19 protein-coding genes are annotated in these 20811 nt (G+C 61.0%); 13 read left to right on the top strand and 6 right to left on the bottom strand.

From position 1 onward, the window contains the following. The first annotated feature begins 87 nt into the window (after nucleotides 1-87). Entirely contained in the window at nucleotides 88-678 is a 591-nt protein-coding gene (locus BJP08_RS04790) for a hypothetical protein (RefSeq protein WP_071568502.1), read from the top strand. Between the two features lies 1 nt (nucleotide 679). Here BJP08_RS04790 and BJP08_RS04785 read toward each other — a convergent pair whose 3' ends face one another. Both BJP08_RS04785 and BJP08_RS04780 read right to left on the bottom strand, forming a co-directional pair. Continuing rightward, entirely contained in the window at nucleotides 680-2377 is a 1698-nt protein-coding gene (locus tag BJP08_RS04785; RefSeq protein WP_071568501.1) for an ABC-F family ATP-binding cassette domain-containing protein, read from the bottom strand. Between the two features lie 33 nt (nucleotides 2378-2410). Then, the gene (locus BJP08_RS04780) at nucleotides 2411-3376 is read right to left on the bottom strand and encodes a DUF6263 family protein (protein WP_143110016.1); all 966 of its coding nucleotides are present in this window, start codon (nucleotides 3374-3376) and stop codon (nucleotides 2411-2413) included. Nucleotides 3377-3418: 42 nt separating this feature from the next. Between BJP08_RS04780 and lspA the strand changes: the two genes are divergently transcribed. The 8 genes from lspA (at nucleotide 3419) to BJP08_RS04740 (ending at nucleotide 14243) form a co-directional block, all read left to right on the top strand. Beyond that, the gene (gene lspA / locus BJP08_RS04775) at nucleotides 3419-3931 is read left to right on the top strand and encodes a signal peptidase II (protein WP_071568499.1); all 513 of its coding nucleotides are present in this window, start codon (nucleotides 3419-3421) and stop codon (nucleotides 3929-3931) included. 44 nt (nucleotides 3932-3975) lie between these two features. Next, nucleotides 3976-4866, top strand: a complete 891-nt coding sequence (locus BJP08_RS04770) for an RluA family pseudouridine synthase (protein ID WP_083428420.1) — start codon at nucleotides 3976-3978, stop codon at nucleotides 4864-4866. Beyond that, nucleotides 4859-5407: a hypothetical protein gene (locus BJP08_RS04765; protein ID WP_143110015.1), complete on the top strand. Its 549-nt coding sequence runs from the start codon at nucleotides 4859-4861 to the stop codon at nucleotides 5405-5407. Before BJP08_RS04770 ends, BJP08_RS04765 begins: the two co-directional genes overlap by 8 nt. A 64-nt stretch (nucleotides 5408-5471) precedes the next feature. Beyond that, nucleotides 5472-7139 (top strand): efflux RND transporter periplasmic adaptor subunit, encoded by a 1668-nt coding sequence (locus BJP08_RS04760; RefSeq protein ID WP_071568496.1) that lies wholly within the window; start codon nucleotides 5472-5474, stop codon nucleotides 7137-7139. A 186-nt stretch (nucleotides 7140-7325) separates the two neighbouring features. Then, a complete protein-coding gene (locus BJP08_RS04755) occupies nucleotides 7326-8039 on the top strand; it encodes an ABC transporter ATP-binding protein (protein ID WP_071568608.1) in 714 nt (237 codons plus the stop codon). Then, complete coding sequence (locus tag BJP08_RS04750; RefSeq protein ID WP_071568495.1) at nucleotides 8036-9313, top strand: ABC transporter permease; 1278 nt, start codon at nucleotides 8036-8038, stop codon at nucleotides 9311-9313. Before BJP08_RS04755 ends, BJP08_RS04750 begins: the two co-directional genes overlap by 4 nt. A gap of 56 nt (nucleotides 9314-9369) precedes the next feature. Next, the gene (dnaE, locus tag BJP08_RS04745) at nucleotides 9370-12933 is read left to right on the top strand and encodes a DNA polymerase III subunit alpha (RefSeq protein WP_071568494.1); all 3564 of its coding nucleotides are present in this window, start codon (nucleotides 9370-9372) and stop codon (nucleotides 12931-12933) included. 101 nt (nucleotides 12934-13034) lie between these two features. Next, nucleotides 13035-14243, top strand: a complete 1209-nt coding sequence (locus BJP08_RS04740; protein ID WP_071568493.1) for a cobalamin-independent methionine synthase II family protein — start codon at nucleotides 13035-13037, stop codon at nucleotides 14241-14243. 81 nt (nucleotides 14244-14324) lie between these two features. Here the strand turns inward: BJP08_RS04740 and BJP08_RS04735 are convergent, their stop codons facing one another. Beyond that, nucleotides 14325-14699 carry a hypothetical protein gene (locus tag BJP08_RS04735; RefSeq protein ID WP_071568492.1) on the bottom strand — a complete coding sequence of 125 codons (375 nt, stop codon included), beginning with the start codon at nucleotides 14697-14699 and terminating at the stop codon, nucleotides 14325-14327. A gap of 37 nt (nucleotides 14700-14736) precedes the next feature. Further along, nucleotides 14737-15177, bottom strand: a complete 441-nt coding sequence (locus tag BJP08_RS04730) for a hypothetical protein (protein ID WP_071568491.1) — start codon at nucleotides 15175-15177, stop codon at nucleotides 14737-14739. 194 nt (nucleotides 15178-15371) lie between these two features. Here BJP08_RS04730 and ilvA point away from each other — a divergent pair, with 194 nt between their 5' ends. Beyond that, complete coding sequence (gene ilvA, locus BJP08_RS04725) at nucleotides 15372-16661, top strand: threonine ammonia-lyase IlvA (protein WP_071568490.1); 1290 nt, start codon at nucleotides 15372-15374, stop codon at nucleotides 16659-16661. On the opposite strand, the gene treZ is transcribed toward ilvA, so the two are convergent. Beyond that, nucleotides 16645-18429 (bottom strand): malto-oligosyltrehalose trehalohydrolase, encoded by a 1785-nt coding sequence (gene treZ / locus BJP08_RS04720; RefSeq protein WP_083428405.1) that lies wholly within the window; start codon nucleotides 18427-18429, stop codon nucleotides 16645-16647. The genes ilvA and treZ overlap by 17 nt on opposite strands. A 57-nt stretch (nucleotides 18430-18486) precedes the next feature. Between treZ and BJP08_RS04715 the strand changes: the two genes are divergently transcribed. From BJP08_RS04715 to BJP08_RS04705, 3 genes are read left to right on the top strand one after another with little or no spacing between them, the layout of a single operon-like run. Then, nucleotides 18487-19131, top strand: coding sequence for a YigZ family protein (locus BJP08_RS04715; RefSeq protein WP_071568489.1), 645 nt, complete (start codon nucleotides 18487-18489; stop codon nucleotides 19129-19131). 10 nt (nucleotides 19132-19141) lie between these two features. Then, on the top strand, nucleotides 19142-19372 hold the full coding sequence (locus BJP08_RS04710; protein ID WP_071568488.1) for a hypothetical protein: 231 nt from the start codon (nucleotides 19142-19144) through the stop codon (nucleotides 19370-19372). A 9-nt stretch (nucleotides 19373-19381) separates the two neighbouring features. Continuing rightward, nucleotides 19382-19768: an RNA-binding S4 domain-containing protein gene (locus tag BJP08_RS04705; RefSeq protein ID WP_071568487.1), complete on the top strand. Its 387-nt coding sequence runs from the start codon at nucleotides 19382-19384 to the stop codon at nucleotides 19766-19768. Here the strand turns inward: BJP08_RS04705 and BJP08_RS04700 are convergent. Further along, nucleotides 19765-20802 carry a GTP pyrophosphokinase family protein gene (locus BJP08_RS04700; protein ID WP_071568606.1) on the bottom strand — a complete coding sequence of 346 codons (1038 nt, stop codon included), beginning with the start codon at nucleotides 20800-20802 and terminating at the stop codon, nucleotides 19765-19767. The genes BJP08_RS04705 and BJP08_RS04700 overlap by 4 nt on opposite strands. Nucleotides 20803-20811 lie beyond the last annotated feature (9 nt).

Here is a 20811-nt window from a genome sequence, read left to right as displayed (position 1 = left end):
ACGCCGGTAACGTTGGCAAGGTTAGAGCGGTGTTGGCGCGCAAACTGCGACCGTGAGCCGCTGAAGACAATGCTTCAAGGAGAAATCGTGAAAGCAGCACCGATCGTAGCTGTCGCTGCAGCACTCGGCCTCGGTCTTGGCCTGAGCGCATGCTCTGGCGACAACGACCAGGACACCACCGCGACCACTGCGACGCAGGCCACCAGCGAGTCCGTCGCTCCTGCAGCGCAGCAGCCCACCGCTGAAGAACTCAACGCAGTGCTGATGCGTGCAACCGATGCAAGCCTGCCGATTGAGGAGCGCGTGAACACGGTCCAGGGCGGAGAAAACGTCCCTGAACTGTTCGACGTAATGGCGCAGTCCCAGGAGGAGTCCGGCGCGAACTTCCAGGTCGTGCCGCCTGTGCTTCCGGGCTACACCCCGGATACCGTGTTGGCAACGGTCAGCTTCACCCGTCCTGACTCCCAGCCACAGCTGGCAGAAGACGTCGAGTTTGTGTTTGAAGACGGCGTGTGGAAGCTTTCCCAGGTGTGGGCGTGCACCCTGATCAACAACACGCTGCCACCAGAGCAGGTGCCAGAGATGTGCATGAGCTCGGCTCCGCAGCCGGCTGCACCGGCTGAGGAGCAGCCAGGTGAGCAGCCTGCGGGAGATTACCAGCAGGCACCAAACCTCTAAGCTACTGCTTATCCGCGCGCCAGAGCTCCTCCGTCCATAGAGTGGCGAGAGTCAGAGTTCTGGCGCGCGCGTCTTTCTTGGCCTGGCGCTCGTGCCACTGGCGGCGCACCCAGCGGTCGTGGCTGGTGATGATGACGGTGCCCTCGAACTCGAGGAGAGCGTGCTCGAGCTCTTCGGCGAGTGCGAGCGAGAGGTGGTTCGTCGGCTCGTCGAGCAGTAGGAGGTCCGGCGGGCAGGCCAGGATGATGCCGAGTGAAACGCGGCGACGCTGGCCGAGCGAGAGGTCGTCGAGCTTCTTTGCCGCCTGCTCCTCGGTCATCAGGCCCATTTCTACGAGGTCTGGCACACCGTCTGGAGTGAGCTCCGCGAACACTTCGGCAGCGGTTTTGTCGAGGTCAGTCCACGAGTCGTCCTGTTCCAGGCGCGCGACGGTCATCTCTTCCGGCATGATGATTTCGCCCTCGTAGTCGCGGAGCTGGCCGTCGATAATTTTCAGCAGCGTGGACTTGCCGGAGCCGTTAGGTCCCTCGACGAGAAGCTGCTGGCCGGGTTGCACTTTGATACTCAGTGGGGCGAGGCGGTCTGGAACGGAGAGGTTCTGGGTGACCAGCGCCGGAAGCCCAAGTGAGGTTGCGGTGTGCGGTGGGAGACCACGGAAGCGCAACCGTGCCGGTGGCTCCGGAATCTCCGTTCGCTCCAACGCTTCGAGGCGTTGCGACGCCGAACGCCTGCGGTTGCCCACCGTCTTCGCTGCACGGTCTGCCTGGTACTTTGCCGCCATGCGTATATCGGAGGAGGCTTCCTGCTTGTGGAAGATGTCCTCGCCGGTTTGCTCGGCGGCCTTCTCGAGCCGGGCGCGTTCGTGCTCTTGCGCTGCGTAGTCGCTTTCCCAGCGGCGGCGTCGGTCCTCGCGGGCCTTGAGGTAATCGCTGAACGCGCCACGGTAGCGGGTGCCCTGGCGAGTCTCCTCGCCGAAGCCCCCCTCCGCGCCAAGGCCAGGGTCGAGGTCGACGATGCCGTCACAGGCGGTATCGAGGAAGTAGCGGTCGTGCGATGCCGCGAGCACCGGCCCCTTGAATGCGTCGAGCTCTCCGATGAGGAAGTCGACGGCTTCGTCGTCGAGGTGGTTGGTTGGCTCGTCGAGCACCATCGCGTCGACCGGGTGCAGGAGCAGCGTGGCCAGCGCGAAGCGGCGGCGCTGCCCGCCGGACATCTCGCCCAGCGGGGTGGCTAGGTCGACGTTCGCAAGACCCAAGCCGGCAAGGACGGTAGCGATGCGCGCATCCAGTTCCCACACGCCGGAGTTTTCCGCGCGGGACAGCGCCCGGTCGTATGCCTCGGCAGCTTCCTGGTCATCTGGGTTGTCGACCATGCGCTGCGCAAAGGTTGAGATGTCTTCCTCGACTGCGCGAAGTTCCTTGACGGCTTCGTCGATAAGTGATTGGGCAGGTTCACTGAACGGCAGCGATGTTTCTTGCGGGATGAAGCCTGTGATCGGCGGAGTGATGAGCACACCTGCGTCGGGCTTCAGCTCACCAGAGATGATGCCGAGCAGTGTCGATTTGCCTGCGCCGTTCTCACCAATGAGACCGGTCACAGAACCGGATGGCACCGCGAAAGAAATGTCGGTAAGGACGCGGTGTCCGCCCGGATACGAAAACGATATGCCGTCAAGGCCAATATGAAGTGGGGCAGTCATGGGATGTTCCTCGTCATCAAATGTGGGCGTCTCTTATACGTTATAGTCCACAATGCTGGTGGAGTCTTGGGCCACACGGGTATCGGCGTCGTCACTGCCGTAGACAAGTCGAGTTGCTGTGAGCACGGAGCCACCTACAGGAAGCGGTGAATGCAGGTCCACCGTCAGTGTGCCCTCGGAGTACGTTGTGGTGCTCACGACGTGCAAGGTCGTCCCGTCGAGGGCACCGGCGACCTCGTTATCAATCGTGATGGAGCGCTTCAACGGGCGCTCCTGCACATCTACTTTCAGCTTGAGCGTTGTGTCCTGCGCTGATTCGAGCGTGTACGTGGTGGTCCTTAGCATGTCCGAGGAGCCGACGTCGCGTTGCTCGACCTTCCACGTTCCTCCGACGCCGACCGGCTCTTCTGGAAGGATGACCTGCCACGACATGAGCTCGAGCAGGTTTCGCTCCGCGATGGCGCGGCCTTCCTCATCGGAATCCACGGTGGGAAGCAGCTGCACTGCGGAGATGGCGCCCTGGGGGTCGGTGTGCCAGCGCATCTGGAAGCCCTCGTTCGAGGCCAAACGGTTGCGCATCTCCAAGTTCGAGTGCTCGATGCTTTGTGCGACCATGTCGACCTGGCGTGGGGCATCGTTGCCGCTGCCACCGGAGGTGTGCGTCGATAAGGCAAACGTGACTGTGGCGCGCTCGTGCTCACGCGCGACGACGGGCTCCGAGCCGTCCTCCGCGCCGGGGCGTTGTTCAATCGCCCGCGATAGCGACACCCGCTGCGGCTTGGCATCTTCGGTAGGTGCGGAATCGTCCGAGGTGTACTCCCATTCCTGCGGGTTCTGCCCTTGCGAAAGCACTTGGACGACGGGCGCCTCGACGGCAAACTCGGGGATCTCAGCGAAAGGATCCGGTTCATCGGCGCCGCACGCAGTCAGCGCGAGAGCCACGCCGGTGATCGCGAGGGGGACAAACAGTGAGCGTTTGAGATGAGCGGAGTACAACACAACTTCACAAGCTACAGCATTTGCATACTACAGTTAGCTGCGATGGGTAATACGAAGGAATCACGCCCGAGCGGTGAGGCGACAGCGAAGCGCCGGTCGCTCGGGGTCGTTGTTGGCGTAATGATCGCGGTCGCCGCAGCGGATCAAATAGTCAAGCAGATCATGGTGGCATCGTTGACGCCCGGAGTGCCTGTCCCGGTCATCGGCGATTGGGCGCGTTTGTATTTGTTGTTTAATCCCGGTGCCGCGTTTTCGATGGGACAGAATTCCACCTGGTTGTTTACAACTATCCAGCTTGCGTTCGTTGTCGGTGCGTTGATCTACGCCCCACGCCTTGCTGGTAGGTGGGAGACACTCGGGGTGGCGCTGATTGCGGGTGGGGCGCTCGGCAATCTCATCGATAGGCTTGCACGCGAGCCAAGTTTTTGGTTCGGCCATGTCGTTGACTACATCTCCATCGGCTCGTTTGCAGTGTTCAACCTTGCCGACGCCGCCATCACCATCGGGGTAGCCGTCGTCGTCATCTCGATGTTTGCAAAGGAGGCGCGGTCGTGAGTACGGGGTTTCGTGCGCTTCCGGTGCCTGAAGGGCTGTCCGGGATGCGCGTCGATGCTGCCATCGCGAAGCTGTTTGGGGTCTCCCGCAGCGTTGCGGCAGGGATGATCGCCGACGGCAGTGTGCTTATCGACGCCTCCCCAGTACAGAAATCCGACCGTGTTACCGCCGGCTCCATGCTGGAGGCGACGCTGCCACCACCGAAACGCGCGCCGGAACCGGTTGCTGAACACGTTGACGGCCTCAAGGTGATTTACCAGGATGCGGACGTCATCGCCGTGGATAAACCGGTAGGCGTTGCTGCCCACCCAACACTGGGTTGGGAGGGGCCCACTGTGGTCGGCGGATTACAGGCGATGGGCTTTACGTTGCCCGACGCCGGTCCCCCGGAGCGTAAAGGAATTGTGCAGCGCTTGGACGTCGGGACGTCCGGTGTGATGGTGATTGCCAATAGCGTACGGGGCTATTCGGTGCTCAAGCGCGCGTTCAAGGAGAGAACGGTCCATAAGACGTACCACGCCGTAGTGCAGGGGCTCCCGGACCCGATTGTCGGCACGATTGACGCACCGATTGGCCGCCACCCCTCAGCTGGGTGGAAGTTCGCCGTCACAGCGGATGGGCGCCAGAGCATCACACATTACGAGGTGCTCGAGGCGTTTCGCCAAGCGAGCCTGCTCGAAGTACACCTGGAGACCGGCCGTACGCACCAGATTCGTGTCCACATGTCTTCTGTCGGGCACCCGTGCGTCGGCGACCCGATGTACGGGTGCGACCCGAATTTGGCCGCGAAGCTTGAGCTGAACCGCCAATGGTTGCACGCGACCAGCTTGACCTTTGACCACCCAAGCACTGGGAAACCGATGACGGTGGAATCCTCCTACCCGGACGACCTGCAGCACGCGGTGGATATGCTGCGATCCGCAAACCGTGGCTAGCTCGGCGCAGGGATTCCGGGCCGCAATCGCGGTGCTGCTCGCTGGCGCTGTCCTTTACGGCGGCTGCTACCTTGTTGGCGTCAATAATCCACCGGCGCAGCCAGTGCTGCAAGGGGACGCTCTGGGGACTGAACAAGGCGAGACTGCGCCGGAGTACGCGGCGCGTGCGCGGCAGAGCCTTGAGGAAGCGTCGCAAGAAGGCGGGCAGGCGCACTTTGCGCTTGTATCGTTTGGCCATCCTTTGAACCCACTAGAAGCAGACGCAGTACTGCGCCCGATTGGGCGCGTGAACGCCGTGATTACCGACGGGGGTGCAACTCCGGTTGGGGAGCCCGCGCCGGCGAAGTCGCGCGCAGGAGTTTTCCAAGGAGTCGCGTCGAGTATCGATGGTGCAGTCGTCTACGACACTGTTGCGCATTTGGCTGATGTGAATGATGTGAACGATGTGTTTGCTGTGGAGGTTTTGCCAGCTGACGCGGTGTGGGGAGCATTCGCAATCCGGCCCGTAAGTTTCATAGACGCACAGAGTGGACGTGTATAGTTTTCCAGGATTGCACCTATACGCGCACCCAAATGATGCGCGGAAAACAACACGAGGAGAGACATTGGTTTCCGACCCTGGAGTCAACGCCCGAAGCCCACAGCGTCAACGGTTTTCGAAAACGCGAATTGTGGGTGTCACGCTGGCTACAACTGCAGCGTTATTTGCAGCCTCGTGCGGCGCTATTGGCGGTGGTGAAGACGGTGGGCACGATGGTTTGCTCGCCGGAGATTACACGATTGCTGCAGAGGAAAACCTCACCAACAGCATTGTGGTCAACGGTAACATCGCGCCGATTCGCTCTGTCAGCATCACGACCCCGCTGCAGTCCGAGGTGGAGCGCCTTGCGGTCCAGCCCGGCGACCGCGTTGCAAAAGATCAGTTCCTGGTGCAGATGAACACCGACGCGCTGCAGCGCCAACTTGCGAAGCAGGAAAAGCAGCAGGCGAGCGCCCAGGCAGAAGCGATGCAGGGCGTTGAGCAAGCTAAGAGTCAGCTCAACGCGTACGACCAGGCCATGGCTAACGGATCTAACCCGGCCGTGGCGCAGGCGCAAGCGCAGGTGGATCAGGCGCAGGCAGCGCTTGATGCTGCACTTGCCGCCCAGGGCGGCCCGCGGATGATCGCTTCGCCGAAGATCGCGGCCCACGTTCAGAAGATGGCGGGCGAGTTGTCCTCCCGTCTGCCTGGTGGCTCCGGCCACGGTATCCGCACGGCACCTCCTGCAGCGCCGGCCGCGCCGGGTGCAGTCCCGGGTGGTGGCCAGGGTGCTGTCCCAATGCTGAGCGTGGAGCAGGCTCGAGCTGCCCTTCAGGAATCGCAAGCCGCGCTGCAGGCCGCCAAGGCTCAGGCCGGGCAGGAGCGCCAGCAGTTGCAAGCACAAGTAGACTCCGCGTGGCGTGCCGCGGAGAACGCCTCTGCCGCTGACGACGACGGCACGCTGCAGCTCCAGGTGCAGGAAGCGACGATCAACGCCCCGATGGCGGGAGTAGTTACCAACGTTGACGTGCAGGTCGGCGATATTCCGCAGGGTCGGGTGCTCGGCATTGCCGATGACTCCCGGCTGCTGATCCGCGCGAGTGTGCGCGAGGCCGACGTCCCGGCGATCAAGCAAGACAACCGCGTTGAGTTCACATCGACTGCGACTGGCAAGAAGAAGTTCACCGGACGTGTCACGCGAGTTTCCCCGGTCGGTTCCACAGGTGCGAGTGCTGGTAGTGGGGCAGAGGCCGCAGCCGCACTGTCCGCAGGTGGCAGCGGTGGCGGGTCCTCGGTGATGTTCCCTGTCGAAATCGAAGTCACCGGCGACAAGGAAGGCCTGCTGCTGGGCGGCAGCGTTCGTGCGGAAATCATCACTGAAGAGGCGAAGAACTCCATTAACATTCCCCGCGACGCCGTCTACGACGAGAACAAGGTCTTGGTGCTGGCAACCGAGAACCCTGGCGACACCAGCGGCGTCGTAGAAGAGCGCACTGTCAAGACCGGCGCGAAGAACGACGTCGACGTTGCCGTCACGGGAGGCGAGCTCAAGCCTGGCGACATCGTGATTAACTGGCCTGAGAATTTCAAGGACAAAGTCGGCACTACCGTCAAGGTCAACGACGACAACTTTGATCCCGAGCAGGTCAGGAACGCAAAGGAGAAGAAGCCGACGAGCAGCACAGCTGCAACCACCCCGGCGACATCCTCTGCGGCGCCGAAGTCCTCGGCACCTACTGAGAAGGAGAGCTAAGCGATGGTCCGGAACCCCTTCCGAAAGCATTCCGAAGCACACGTTCACGACGAAGCCACCGACGCAGAGTTCGACGAGTTGTTTGCAGGCGAGGCCGCCGAACCGCCGACGGCAGAAATCGAGGTATCGGAGCCGCAGCCCGTACCGGCTGAGCCCGGACCTGCTGCACCCGCGGGCCAAGAGGCCATGGCGAAGAGTGGGCTGCTCATTGACATGCGTCAGATCGTCAAAACGTACAACGTCGGAGAGCCCAGCGAGCTGACCGTACTACACGGCATTGACTTTTACGCCGAGCAGGGCGAGTTCGTCTCCATCGTCGGCCCATCCGGCTGTGGCAAGTCGACGCTGATGAACCTGGTAGGCATGCTGGATCGTCCGACCGACGGCGCGTATGCGTTCAACGGCGAGCCGGTCTACGCCAAGTCCGACAACGAGTTGGCCGCGTACCGCAGCCAAAACATCGGCTTTATCTTCCAAAACTTTAACCTGATCGGCCGAATCGACGCGCTGCAAAATGTTGCGATGCCCATGATGTATGCGGGCGTCGATAAGAAAGAGCGCGAGGAACGCGCCGCCGAACTTTTGACCATGATGGGCATGGGCGACCGCCTGCACCACAACCCGAACGAGCTGTCGGGCGGACAGAAACAGCGCGTAGCAATCGCACGCAGCCTTGCCAACGACCCGGACCTGCTGCTCGCCGACGAGCCCACGGGCGCCCTGGACTCCAAGACTGGGCGCATGGTGATGGACCTCTTCCACGAGCTGCACGACGACCTCGGCAAAGCGATCGTCTTCATTACACACAACCCCGAGTTGGCGGAAGAGACCGGCCGCATCGTCGAGATGATGGACGGGCGCATCGCACAGGTGCGTGCCCCGCTGGGGGCGAAGCCATGAACGTAGGAGAGTCAATCAAGCTTGCGTCGTCGTCGCTGCGGAAGAACAAGCTTCGTTCGTTGCTGACGCTGCTGGGCATCATCATCGGCATTATGGCCGTGGTCATTATTATGACGCTGGGCCGAGGCCTGGAGCGCCAGGTGATGTCGGGGCTTGAAGGCGTCGGCACGACGACGCACCCAGTGATGGTGCATGAGCGTCCCGATGGCACGGATGAGTCCGAGGATCCCTTCGCGGCATTTTCTTACGCGCCACCATCCGATGAGCGCAATGCGGTCACTCCCGAGCAACTCGATGAGCTGCGTCAGGCATTTGGGGACCGTATCCAGGGCGTGGACATCGATTTTTCCACGAGTGGGGAAGTGGTCTCCGATGACACAACTGTGTCCACGAACGTCAAGCCGGTGCTTGCAGACTCGATGAAGGTGCGAAACCTCGAGGTACAGTTCGGCCGCGAGATTTCCCAGGATGACATCGATGGGCACCGACCGCTCGCAGTCGTGAGCCCCTCGCTTATCGACGCCCTCTTTGACGGCAACGCCCAAGCCAGTTTGGGCAAGCGCATCGATGTGGTCGTAGACGACCAGCCGGCGGTCTTCACCATCATCGGCGTGCTCGATGGCGAGGAAGATTCCCGTGGCAGAATGTTTGGTGGCGCAGAACAGTTTGCGGACATCTATATCCCGCTCACCGCTGCAGATCGTGTTGGGCTTGACGGCGACTGGTTCCCCTCATTTTCGGTGCAATCGGCGCCCGATGAAGACGCGAAGACCTTCCAGGCAGACCTGCAACATTACATCGACCGCTGGTACGCTAATAACGAGGATTATACCATTGAGGTGGTGGATCTTTCCTCGAGCTTGGAAGAGCTGACGAGGGTATTCCGCATCATGTCGTCGGTGCTCTCCGCGATCGGCGGCATCTCGTTGCTGGTCGGTGGTATCGGCGTGATGAACATCATGCTGATCACTGTCACTGAGCGCACACGAGAGATCGGCGTGCGCAAGGCGTTGGGCGCCAAGCAAAGCGATATCCGCACGCAGTTTATCGTCGAGGCGATGCTGGTGTGCCTGATCGGTGGCATTATTGGTGTGATTCTGGGTGGGGCGACCGGCATGATCGCGACAGCCGCGTTTGATGCGTTTACTTGGCCGCCGCTCGGAGCAATCGTGCTTGCGCTCGGGTTTTCGCTGGCGACGGGCATCTTCTTCGGCGCCTACCCGGCTGCGAAGGCCGCGAAGATGCAGCCCATTGACGCTTTGCGCTACGAATAATTTCGCTGGTTGCTTGGTCTTTTGGCCGTGTCGGAACTCTGGATAAGATGAGGCGCATGGCCAAAAAATCTTCCTTCGTTCACCTGCATAACCACACCGAGTTTTCGATGCTCGACGGCATGGCAAAAGTTGACATGCTGGCGGAGGAAGTCGTGCGCCAGGGAATGCCCGCAGTGGGTATGACTGACCACGGCAATATGTTCGGTTCGAACGCGTTTTACCGTCAGATGGTGGACGCGGGTGTGAAGCCGATCATCGGTATCGAGGCTTACCTGGCGCCGGAGTCGCGCCTGAATAAGAAGCGCGTCCTGTGGGGTACCCCTGACCAGAAGCGCGACGACGTTTCCGCCTCCGGTGCGTACCTGCACCAGACGATGCTCGCCGAGAATGCGACCGGCCTGCGCAACCTGTTCAAGCTTTCGTCGCTTGCTTCCTACGAGGGGCAGCTGGGTAAGTGGCCGCGCATGGACGCGGAACTTGTCGCCGAGCACGCCGACGGCATCATTGGCACCACCGGGTGTCCGTCCGGGGACGTCCAGACGCGTCTGCGCCTTGGCCAGTACCGTGAGGCCCTTGAGGCCGCGGCGATGTGGCAGGACATCTACGGCCGCGATAACTACTTCCTCGAGCTGATGGACCACGGTCTGGACATTGAGCAGCGCGTGCGCAATGACCTGTTACGCATTGGCAAGGAGCTCGACCTGCCGCCGTTGGTGACGAACGACTGTCACTACGTTCTGGAGTCCCAGGCGCCAGCGCACGAGGCCATGCTGTGTGTGCAGACCGGCAAGACGCTGATGGACCCGGACCGCTTTAAGTTCGACGGCACTGGTTACTACATCAAGTCTGCCGAGCAGATGCGAGAGCTGTGGGATTCTACGGTGCCTGACGCCTGCGATAACACACTGTGGATTGCGGAGCGTGTCGGTGACTACAGCGAACTGTGGGAGGAACATCCGCACGACCGTATGCCGGTGGCTGACGTGCCGGAGGGAGAGACCCCAACGACGTGGCTGCGTAAGGAAGTGATGCGTGGTTTGCAGGCACGTTTCGAAGGTCGGGAGGTGCCAGAGGAATACATCGAGCGTGCGAACTACGAGATTGACGTCATCGATATGAAGGGCTACCCGTCTTACTTCCTCATCGTTGCGGAGCTTATCAAGCACGCACGTGAGGTCGGCATTCGCGTCGGACCAGGCCGTGGGTCTGCAGCGGGTGCGCTTGTGGCGTACGCGCTGACCATTACAAACATTGACCCGATGGAGCACGGCCTACTCTTCGAGAGATTCTTGAACCCGGAGAGGCCGTCGGCACCTGATATCGATATCGACTTCGACGACCGCCGCCGCGGCGAGATGATCGCCTACGCCGCCGAGCGCTGGGGCGAGGACAAGATCGCTCAGGTGATTACGTTCGGCACGATTAAGACGAAGCAGGCCATTAAGGACTCAGCCAAGGTGAATTTCGGTCAGCCTGGCTTCCAGATGGCCGACCGCATCAACGCGGCGCTGCCCCCGGCGATCATGGCGAAGGACATTCCGCTGGCGGGTATTACGGATCCGGAGCACCCGCGTTACAACGAGGCGACCGAGGTGCGGTCCATGATTGAGACTGACCCGGACGTTGCGCGCATCTACGAGACCGCGCGCGGCCTGGAGGGGACCGTGCGACAGGCTGGCGTGCACGCCTGCGCAGTGATTATGGCGTCGGTGCCGCTGATGGACCACATCCCGATGTGGAAGCGCCCTGCTGACGGCGCGATCATTACCGGCTGGGACTACCCGGCGTGTGAGGCCATTGGCCTGCTGAAGATGGACTTCCTGGGCCTGCGAAACCTCACCGTGCTCGGTGACGCCCTCGAGAACGTGAAGAAGAACCGTGGGGAGACCATCGATCTGGAGTCGTTGAGCACCGACGACCCGAAGGTGTACGAGTTGCTCTCCCGCGGCGATACGCTCGGCGTGTTCCAGCTGGACTCCGGAGGCATGCAGGAGTTGCTCAAACGCATGGGACCGACTGGTTTCAAGGACATCGTCGCGTCGCTCGCGCTGTATCGTCCGGGCCCGATGGGCATGAACGCCCACTGGGACTACGCGGACCGCAAGAATGGCCGCAAGCCGATCACGGCCATCCACCCGGAGCTCGAGGAGCCGTTGAAGGACATTCTCGACGAGACCTACGGTCTGATCGTGTACCAGGAGCAGATCATGGAGATCTCGCGAAAGGTCGCGAACTACACCGCTGGTGAAGCAGACGGCTTCCGTAAGGCGATGGGCAAGAAGAAGCCTGAGGTGCTGGCGCAGCAGTACGAGAAGTTCTGGTCGGGGATGCAGGATAACGGCTACTCCAAGGGCGCAATGGATGCGCTGTGGCAGATCATTGAGCCGTTCGCCTCCTATGCGTTCAACAAGTCACACGCGGCCGGCTACGCGCTGGTGTCCTACTGGACTGCGTACATGAAGGCGAACTACACCGCCGAGTATATGGCCGCACTGCTGACATCGGTGGGGGACAAGAAGGACAAGTCGGCGATCTACCTCTCTGACTGCCGCCACCTTGGTATTTCTGTGCTGCAGCCGGATATCAACGCCTCTGAAGAGAACTTCATGGCTGTTGGCGAGGACGTGCGCTATGGGCTCGCCGCCGTGCGTAACGTCGGCATCGAAGTCGTTGAGTCGATCAAGGAAACCCGCCGGACGAAGGGCGAGTTTACGAGTTTCTCCGACTACCTGGACAAGATCGACTTGCTACCGTGCAACAAGCGAATCACAGAGTCGCTGATTAAGGCCGGCGCGTTCGACTCCCTGGAGCACCCCCGCAAGGGCCTGATGCTCATTCAGGAAGATGCCGTCGACTCGGTGTTGACCACCAAGAAAGCTGCTGATAAGGGCCAGTTCGACCTGTTTGCATCCTTCGGCGGTGACGACACAACCGCGACCGATAACGCGTTTGCGCTGCAGATCCCGGATGATGAGTGGGATAAGAAACACAAGCTCGCCCTCGAGCGCGAGATGCTGGGCTTGTACGTCTCAGGCCACCCGCTCGACGGATTCGAGGAAGCGATCGACGCGCAGACCGACACACAGTTGACGACGATTCTCTCCGGCGAGCTACGAAACGGCGCCGAGGTAACGATCGGTGGTCTGATTTCCTCGGTCGACCGGCGTTTCTCGAAGAAGGACGGTTCCCCTTGGGCGATCGTCACGATTGAGGACCACCATGGTGCCTCCGTGGACGTGCTGCTGTTTAACAAGGTGTACTCGCTGGTCGCCCCGCAGATTGTGGAAGACAACATCATTCTGGTCAAGGCACACGTCTCGATCCGCGATGAACGCATGAGCCTCTTCGGCGACGATGTCAAGACTCCGGAATTGGGCCCAGGAAACGGTGCTGGGCTGCCACTTCGGCTGACGCTGCGCACTGAACAATGCACGCTGGATAATATTCAACGCCTGAAGGAAGTCCTGCAAAACAACCCGGGTGACTCTGATGTGTACCTCAACCTTGTCCATGGAGACGCGACACAAATGCTGGTGCTGGGCGACCACCTGCGCGTGGAGCGTTCTGCGAGCCTGATGGGTGATTTGAAGGCGACGATGGGGGTAGGGATCCTTGGCTAGCAACGTGGTGTGAATAAATACCCTTTTGGCGAAATCTGCTTGGCTACACTCTGACGTTGGAATCAATACCAGCCTAGAGGCAAACGAGTGGAGCATATTATATGTCTGAGCACAAGATTTTGACTACGCACGTCGGGTCCCTGCCACGTACCCCTGAGTTGCTCGAAGCGAACCAACTGCGTTCGGAGCAGCAGATTAACGACGACGATTTCAAGGAGATCCTGGAGCGCGCCGTTGATGAGGTCGTGCAGCGTCAGGTTGATCTGGGCATCGACATCATCAACGAGGGCGAGTACGGACACATCACCTCGAGTGCAGTCGATTACGGCGCTTGGTGGAATTACTCCTTCTCCCGCCTCGGCGGGTTGACCATGACCGACGAGGACCGCTGGGCCTCCCAAGAGATCAAGCGCTCCACGCCCGGCAACATTGAGCTGACGAGCTTCTCGGACCGTCGTGACCGAGCCCTGTTCAACGAGGCATACTCCGACCCGCACTCCGGCATCTTCACCGGACGCGCCAAGGTGGGCAACCCCAAGTTCACTGGTCCGATCACCTACATTGGCCAGGAGGAAGTCGAGACGGATGTGGCACTGTTGAAGCGCTCCATGGAGCGCGCCGGTGCTACGCAGGGGTTCGTTGCAGCGCTTTCGCCTGGTTCGGCGGCTCGCCTGAAGAACGAGTACTACGACACCGACGAGGAGGTCGTGCGGGCGTGTGCTGCGGCGATGTCGTACGAGTACAAGGCCATCACTGACGCAGGCCTGACTGTCCAGCTCGACGCGCCTGACCTGGCGGAGTCCTGGGACCAGATCAATCCAGAACCGTCCTTGGAGGATTACCGTGCGTGGCTGCGCATCCGTGTCGACGCCATCAACGACTCCATCCGTGACCTTCCGAAGGAACTGACCCGCCTGCACATCTGCTGGGGCTCCTGGCACGGCCCACACGTGACCGACGTGCCGTTCGGTGACATCATCGAGGAAATTTTGCGCGCTGAGGTTGGCGGGTTCTCCTTCGAGGGTGCCTCCCCACGTCACGCGCATGAGTGGCGCGTGTGGCAGGACCACGCTCTGCCGGAGGAGACTGTCATCTACCCCGGTGTGATCTCGCACAGCACGAACGCGGTTGAACACCCGTTGCTCGTTGCTGACAGGATTGTCCAGTTCGCGGAGGTTGTTGGCCCAGAGAACGTTATCGCGTCGGCGGACTGCGGCTTGGGTGGGCGCCTGCATCATCAGATTGCCTGGGCGAAGCTGGAATCGCTGGTGAAGGGCGCCGAGATTGCGTCGCGCTACCTGTTCGGTTAAGCACGATACCTACATGCGCTAAGGCCGGTACCCACTCCATGAAAGGGTGGGTACCGGCCTTAGTGTTGGTGCGTTACGCACCTACTTCAGCATGGACTTCAGCTTGTCCTGTGCTCCAGGGATGGCCTTGACAGCGGCGGTGATCATCTGAATCAGACCAGCGAGGAGCGCGATAGCAGCAGAGATGTAGCTGAAAATCTCTCGAGTTTCATCGGTCATGATGCCTTTGTTGATCGCCTCAGAGCTCGGACCTTCGGCCTTTCGCGGCTCTGTGGTCTTCGGCGTAGGCGTTGCGGTAACCGTCACGGTCGCAGCTGGTGCTGTTGCTGTGGCAGTAACACGTGATTGCGTGGTCGGCGTGTCTTGTTTCTCTTGCGCCATCAACGGGCTCGCCGTGAGGCAGGCTCCGCCGAGCGCAGTCGTAATTGCAAGTGCGACCAGTGAGCGTGAATTCACGTTCAACTCCCTGTTTATCTCAAGTAGCGGTGAGGGTTTAGAACACCTTCGGCACGTGTACGTGGCCCAGGCCAAGGTGGAACTGCGCGTTTGCCATGTCAATGAGCTTGTTCAAGCCGGTCGGATCGGACAGGACAATAAGGCCGGTGGTCAGGACAGTAGCGAGGATGCCCGCGAGTGCCCCGAGGGCGTGTCCCCTAGAGCTGCCGGACGTCTTCGTGTTGTTGTTGGTGTCAGGATTCTTGTTGTTGTCGCCTGGCTTCTCGGTGTCGCTTGGCTTCTCTGCGTCCTTCTTGTCGGACTCCTTGCCGGTGTCAGGGGTTTCCTGGGTGTTCTCATCCTTGGTGTCACCAGGGGTCTGCTCGGCGGTTGGAGCCGTGGTGTCCTTCGCTGGGACGTTCTCCTCTGCGAACGCAGGGGTGACGGCCAACGAGATTGCGGTTGCAGCAGCAACGGCAACGGTGGAAATGCGCTTCATGAAATCTCCTGAAGTTGTTTGAAAGAATAGGAATTCGAGGCGAAACCCCAGCAGTTTCAACAAAATGCTATGGCTTCCACGAATTGTTGCTAGAAAATCTAGCAGATAATTGACGTTTTTAATAGTTAGACCGCTTGGACTGACTACGGCAAAGTATCACCTAAACGGGGCCCAGCGGTATACACTTTGCTGTTATGAGTCAACAGGAACAGTCAGCTTTTCATGCGGTACACGCCGCGGACGTTCAAGCAGCGCAGTCGAAGATTTCTGCGGTGATTGAGCCAACCCCGTTGCAGTACTGCCCCCGTTTGTCGCAGCAGTACGGCGCGGAGATTTTCCTCAAGCGGGAGGACTTGCAAGACGTTCGTTCCTACAAGATTCGCGGTGCGTATTACAGCATCTCACGGCTGAGCGACGAGGCGCGTGCAGCCGGCGTCGTTGCGGCTTCGGCAGGCAACCACGCACAGGGCGTGGCCTACGCATGCCGGGCGTTGGGGATCCAGGGCAAAATCTTTGTGCCGAAGCCTACGCCGAAGCAGAAGCGCGACCGGATCCTGGTGCACGGTGGCGACAACATTGAGTTGGTTGTCGTAGGAGATACGTTTGATGCTGCTGCGGAGGCCGCGCGTAAGGATGCTGCGGAGCGCGGTGCGACCATGGTCGAGCCGTTCGACGCTCGCGATACCGTCATCGGCCAGGGCACGGTTGCAGCGGAGATCGTGTCGCAGTTATCGGTGATGGGCCGCGAGCTGGATACCATTTTCGTGCCAGTTGGCGGGGGCGGCCTGCTGGCTGGAGTGCTTTCGTACGTGTCTGACATGGTGCCGGGGACCGCGGTGGTCGGCGTGGAACCTGAAGGGGCACCCTCGCTCGAGGCAGCGCTTCAAGCTGGTCGCCCTGTGACGCTGAAGGAGATTGAATCGTTCGTGGACGGTGCGGCCGTGAAACGAACAGGCGATTTCCCGTTTGCAGTCATTGAGGAAAACCTTGCTCGCACGCACCTGCTGCGGTGCAAAGAAGGCGCGGTGTGCACGTCGATGTTGGAGCTGTACCAGAACGAGGGCATCATCGCGGAGCCTGCGGGTGCGCTGTCGGTGGCTGCACTATCGCAGATGAAACTGCAGCCGGGCACTACGGTGGTGTGCATCATCTCTGGTGGCAACAACGACGTGCTGCGGTATGCGGAGGTCATGGAGCGCTCGCTCGTGCACCGCGGTCTGAAGCACTACTTTTTGGTGAACTTTCCTCAGGAGCCAGGACAGCTGCGCACGTTCCTCACCGATATCCTCGGCCCGAATGACGACATCGCGTTGTTCGAATACTTGAAGAAGAACAACAAGGAAACCGGTGCCGCACTGGTTGGCCTCGAGTTGTCCTGCGCCAGCGACCTCGAGCCGTTGCTTGAGAGGATGGAGGCGTCGGTCATCGATTGTCGACGCCTCCTGCCAGGCACACCAGAGTACGACTTTATTGTGTCGGCATAACCAGGGCGAAGGCCCACGGTTCTAAGCGAGTTTCGTTGGCGGACACCTCTGCGCCACCGAAGGTGTACAGCAGGGTTCCGCCGACCGGGACGACGGTGCTCCCTGAACCGAAGTTTGCCACCAGCACCGTCTGGTCGCCCATGGTGAGCCACGCGTCGTCCGCTCCCTGGGCTGGGCCGTGTTTCACCGCCAGCTGACGAAGATCGTCGCGCGCCATTGGGTATTGCCTGCGCAGCTCGATGAGCTTCTTGTACGCGGCGAGGATCTCGCGTTGTTTCTCGTCGAAGTCCCAGTCGAGCTTGGCGGAGGTAAACGTTTCCTCCGCAGCAGGGTCCGGCACGTCTGCGGCGTTCCACCCCATGCGGGAAAACTCGTTCATGCGCCCTTGTCGGGTCATCTCCAACAGATTCGGGTTGCTGTGTGAGACGAAGAATGGGAACGGAGTGCGCGCGCCGAACTCTTCACCCATGAACAGCATTGGACTGAAGGGAGAGAGCACGACGACGGCTGCCTTGAGCACCTGCTTGCGTGCACTGAGGTATTGCGACGGCCGGTCGCCCTGCGCACGGTTGCCGGTCTGGTCGTGGTCGGTGGTGTAGGTGACCATCTGCCACGGTGCAATACGGTCAAGGTCGAGCGCCTTGCCGTGAGTGCGCTGGCGGTACACGGAGTAGTCCTCGCGGAAGCGGTATCCGTTGCGCAGCGTGTCCGCCAGGATTTCGAGTGTGCCGTAGTCCGCGTAGTACCCGGCGCGCTCGCCGGTGACGAGCGTGTGGATCCCGTGGTGGACGTCGTCAAGCCAGTGGGCGTCGAGCCCGTAGCCGCCGCTTTCCTGGGACTCGAGGAGCCGTGGGTTGTTTTGCTCCGACTCGGCGATGATCGTGCGGGGGATGCAAGTGGTGGCTTCGACCTCATTGGCGACGTTTTTAATTTCTTCCATGATGGAAAACGCCAGGCGGTCATCGTAGGTTTGCACGGCGTCAAGGCGGAGGCCGTCGACGTGGAACTCGTTGAGCCACTGCCGCACCGCATCGAGTACGTAGGCGCGTACCTCGTCCGAGTGGGCGCCGGACAGGTTGACCACGTCGCCCCAGCCGGTGTGGCCCGTGGTTGTGTAGGGGCCGAAGTTGCCGTTGTAGTTGCCTTCGGGTCCGAAGTGGTTGTACACCACGTCGAGGATGACGGCGATACCGCGGGCGTGAGCGGCGTCGATAAGTGTCTTGAGGCCCTCGGGCCCACCGTACGATTCTTGCACGGCGAACCAGTCTACGCCGTCGTAGCCCCAGTTGCGGTGGCCCGCGAACGGTTGCACGGGCAGCAGCTCGATGGCATTGACGCCGAGCTCGGCAAGGTAATCAAGCTTGTCGACGACCCCTTCGAACGTCCCCTGTGGTGTGAAGGTGCCAACGTGGAGCTCGTAGAGGATTTGATCGCGAAGCGGGATGCCCTCCCAAGAATCGTCGGTCCAGGCGAACGCGCTGCTGGTGACCTCGGAAGGGCCGTGGACGCCTTCGGGCTGGAAGCGCGAACGAGGATCGGGTAGTGGTTGTGACCACTCGCCGTCGCGAAGCAGGGAGAAGCTGTAGCGCGCACCCACCTCGGGTTGGGCGACTTCGCGCGGAACCACCCACCAGTCCCGGCGAGTCTCGTCACGCTGCATTTCGAACGTGCGGGGCCCTTCGCTGTCGTGGAGGTGCAGGCGTACGCCGTGCGCGTACGGAGCCCACACCCCAAATTGTTGGGGCATCGGAGTGTGCTTGCTAGACATACCACCAACTGTATGGAAGTACCATATCTGTCGCAATGGACTTAGAGTAGAGGCACTATGCGCACATCGTACGAACTGCCTGCGGCCGGTGACATCACCACTCACGAAATCGAGATCAAACGATCCCGCTTCATCACCTGGATTGCCCGTACCCAGACCGAAGGAGAGGCACGGGACCTCATCCAACACGCCCGCGAGACTTACCCGGATGCACGCCACCACTGCTCCGCATACATCCTGCATGTCGACGACGCGCTGCCCGTCGAGCGATCATCCGACGATGGCGAGCCCTCTGGCACCGCAGGCAAACCGATGCTCGACATGCTGCACGGTTCAGAAATGCTTGACCTCACCGCCGTCGTGATCCGATATTTCGGTGGTATCAAGCTGGGCGCGGGCGGGCTGGTGCACGCATACTCGGACTCCGTTGGCCAGACGCTCCCGTTGGTTCCGCGGGTGCTGCGCAGTACCAAAGAACTCGTGCGCGTCGACCTGCCGCACGCGGAGGCAGGCCGCATCGAAGCCGAATTGCGCAACGCAGGCTTCGACATCGTCAACGTCGAGTACGGCGCCGCAGCTACGTACACGGTGGCTCACGACCCCGGGCAACGCGAACAACTCGACGCACAACTTGCTGCGAGCACCCAAGGCCGAGCCGAAGCGCAAGAGGCAGGACGCCAATGGATCGAATCTCCACGCTAAACTGTCAGCCATGACTATGCAGCCACGTCCATCGAACCCGATCGAATCCCGGAAGCAAGCCGTACGCCGCTATTCCAAAAACGCAGTTGTGTGGGCCGGCGGCGGCCTCGGCGCAGGTATCGCACTCGGCTTGATCGCCGGGTCCTGGCAGCTGTTCATCGTATGTCTTGTCATTGGCGTCGTCGGTGGGTACGTGAATTGGAGCAAGGTCCAAAAGATCGTCAACTACCACGAGAACTAAGCGGGCGCCATGACCAGCCCCAACACCACCGCCACGAGGATTGATGTCTGGCTGTGGGCTGTCCGCATCTTTAAGACGCGGTCACTGTCATCCGAGGCAGTGCGCGCCGGGCACGCCAAACTCAATGGCAAAGCCGTGAAACCCTCAGCGCAGGTCGTGCCAGGGGACCGGCTCAAGGTATGGAAGGATCACCGCTACCTTGAACTGGAAGTCACCCAGACGCTGCAGAAGCGCGCAGGCGCGAAGATCGCCACGACCTGTTACGTGGACCACTCCCCACCGCCTGTGGCATCCGAAGTGTATGGTGCGTTGCCTGTTCGTGACCGAGGCGCTGGGCGCCCGACGAAGAAAGAGCGTCGACAGCTTGACCGCCTGCGCGGCCGCAACAGCTTTTAGGCGTTCTTGCTGAGGGGCGTATGCGGGGCGCCACCCTCACGGAGCTGCGCAAGCCTGCGCGTCAGCTTCCGTTTCCTCAGCACTGGCCGGTTCCCGCTTTCCCAGGTTCGGCTGATGTGCTCCTGACCAAACTTGTTGAGTAGCAGGTCGTCGACAAGCCTGACCTGGCCGGGAGTAAACCGCGTCTGCAGGGTGTTCTGCACGGCTTCGATATCCGCCGGGTTTGCCAGCTCAGCGAGTGCGGAGACCGTCTCTACGCCGTCTGCGCTGAGTATCTCGTGGAGGAAGCGGTAATCGTCAACACGCGAGAGCGGAAACGACGCCCCAAGGATCACAGTGAGCACGCCGGGAAGCGTTTCAGGCGTCAACAACGCTGTGGTATCGGGCGTGCTTGGGTTTTGCTGCTGCGGGTTGGACAGCTCCGCGATCTGGTCGAACTGCTGGTCCGCAAGCTCGATGAGCCCCGCAGCCAGCGTAAACGCACGGTCGATCTGTGGATCGAGCTCTCCATGGGAACGCTTGTAGCGCACATCGTGCTCGAACTCAGCCCACGCGTGCTGCAGCACTGTCCGCACCTGTACTTCGAAGACCTGCCCGCGGTACTGTTCGAGTTCCTCGTTGTGCTCACCTACTTGGAGCACCAAGTGATGCGAGCCATAGCCGAACGTGCCCGACACCCTAGTCTCCTGTGCCTTATCAACGCTTCGGAGGACATCGAACTGATCCGCGAGGAGGCGGAGCACCGCCGGTATTTCGGTGGAATGCATCACGGTAACGCGGGCTCCGATGAGGTCACGGATGTCGTTCCACGGGTCCGGGTACACGATCTTGCCACCACGACGCTTCTTCGCCTTTTCCTTGAACGAAGGCCAGCTTTTGATACGCACGTCGACGCGGTCGAAGTTAATGCCTGCATCGATCATCAACTCATGCAGCGCGTGCCGGAACTCCTCGGCCGCGCCTTCGTGCTGCCTCAACCATGCGAAGTACGTATTGCCGAGTTGCGCGATTGTGTCATTGTGCTTCGTGTTCATCGGCACAAC

Source organism: Corynebacterium sp. NML140438, assembly GCF_001875725.1.
Taxonomy (GTDB): Bacteria; Actinomycetota; Actinomycetes; order Mycobacteriales; family Mycobacteriaceae; genus Corynebacterium.
The sequence above is the reverse complement of the archived record's forward strand: the minus strand, read 5'-3'. Positions and strand labels throughout refer to the sequence as shown.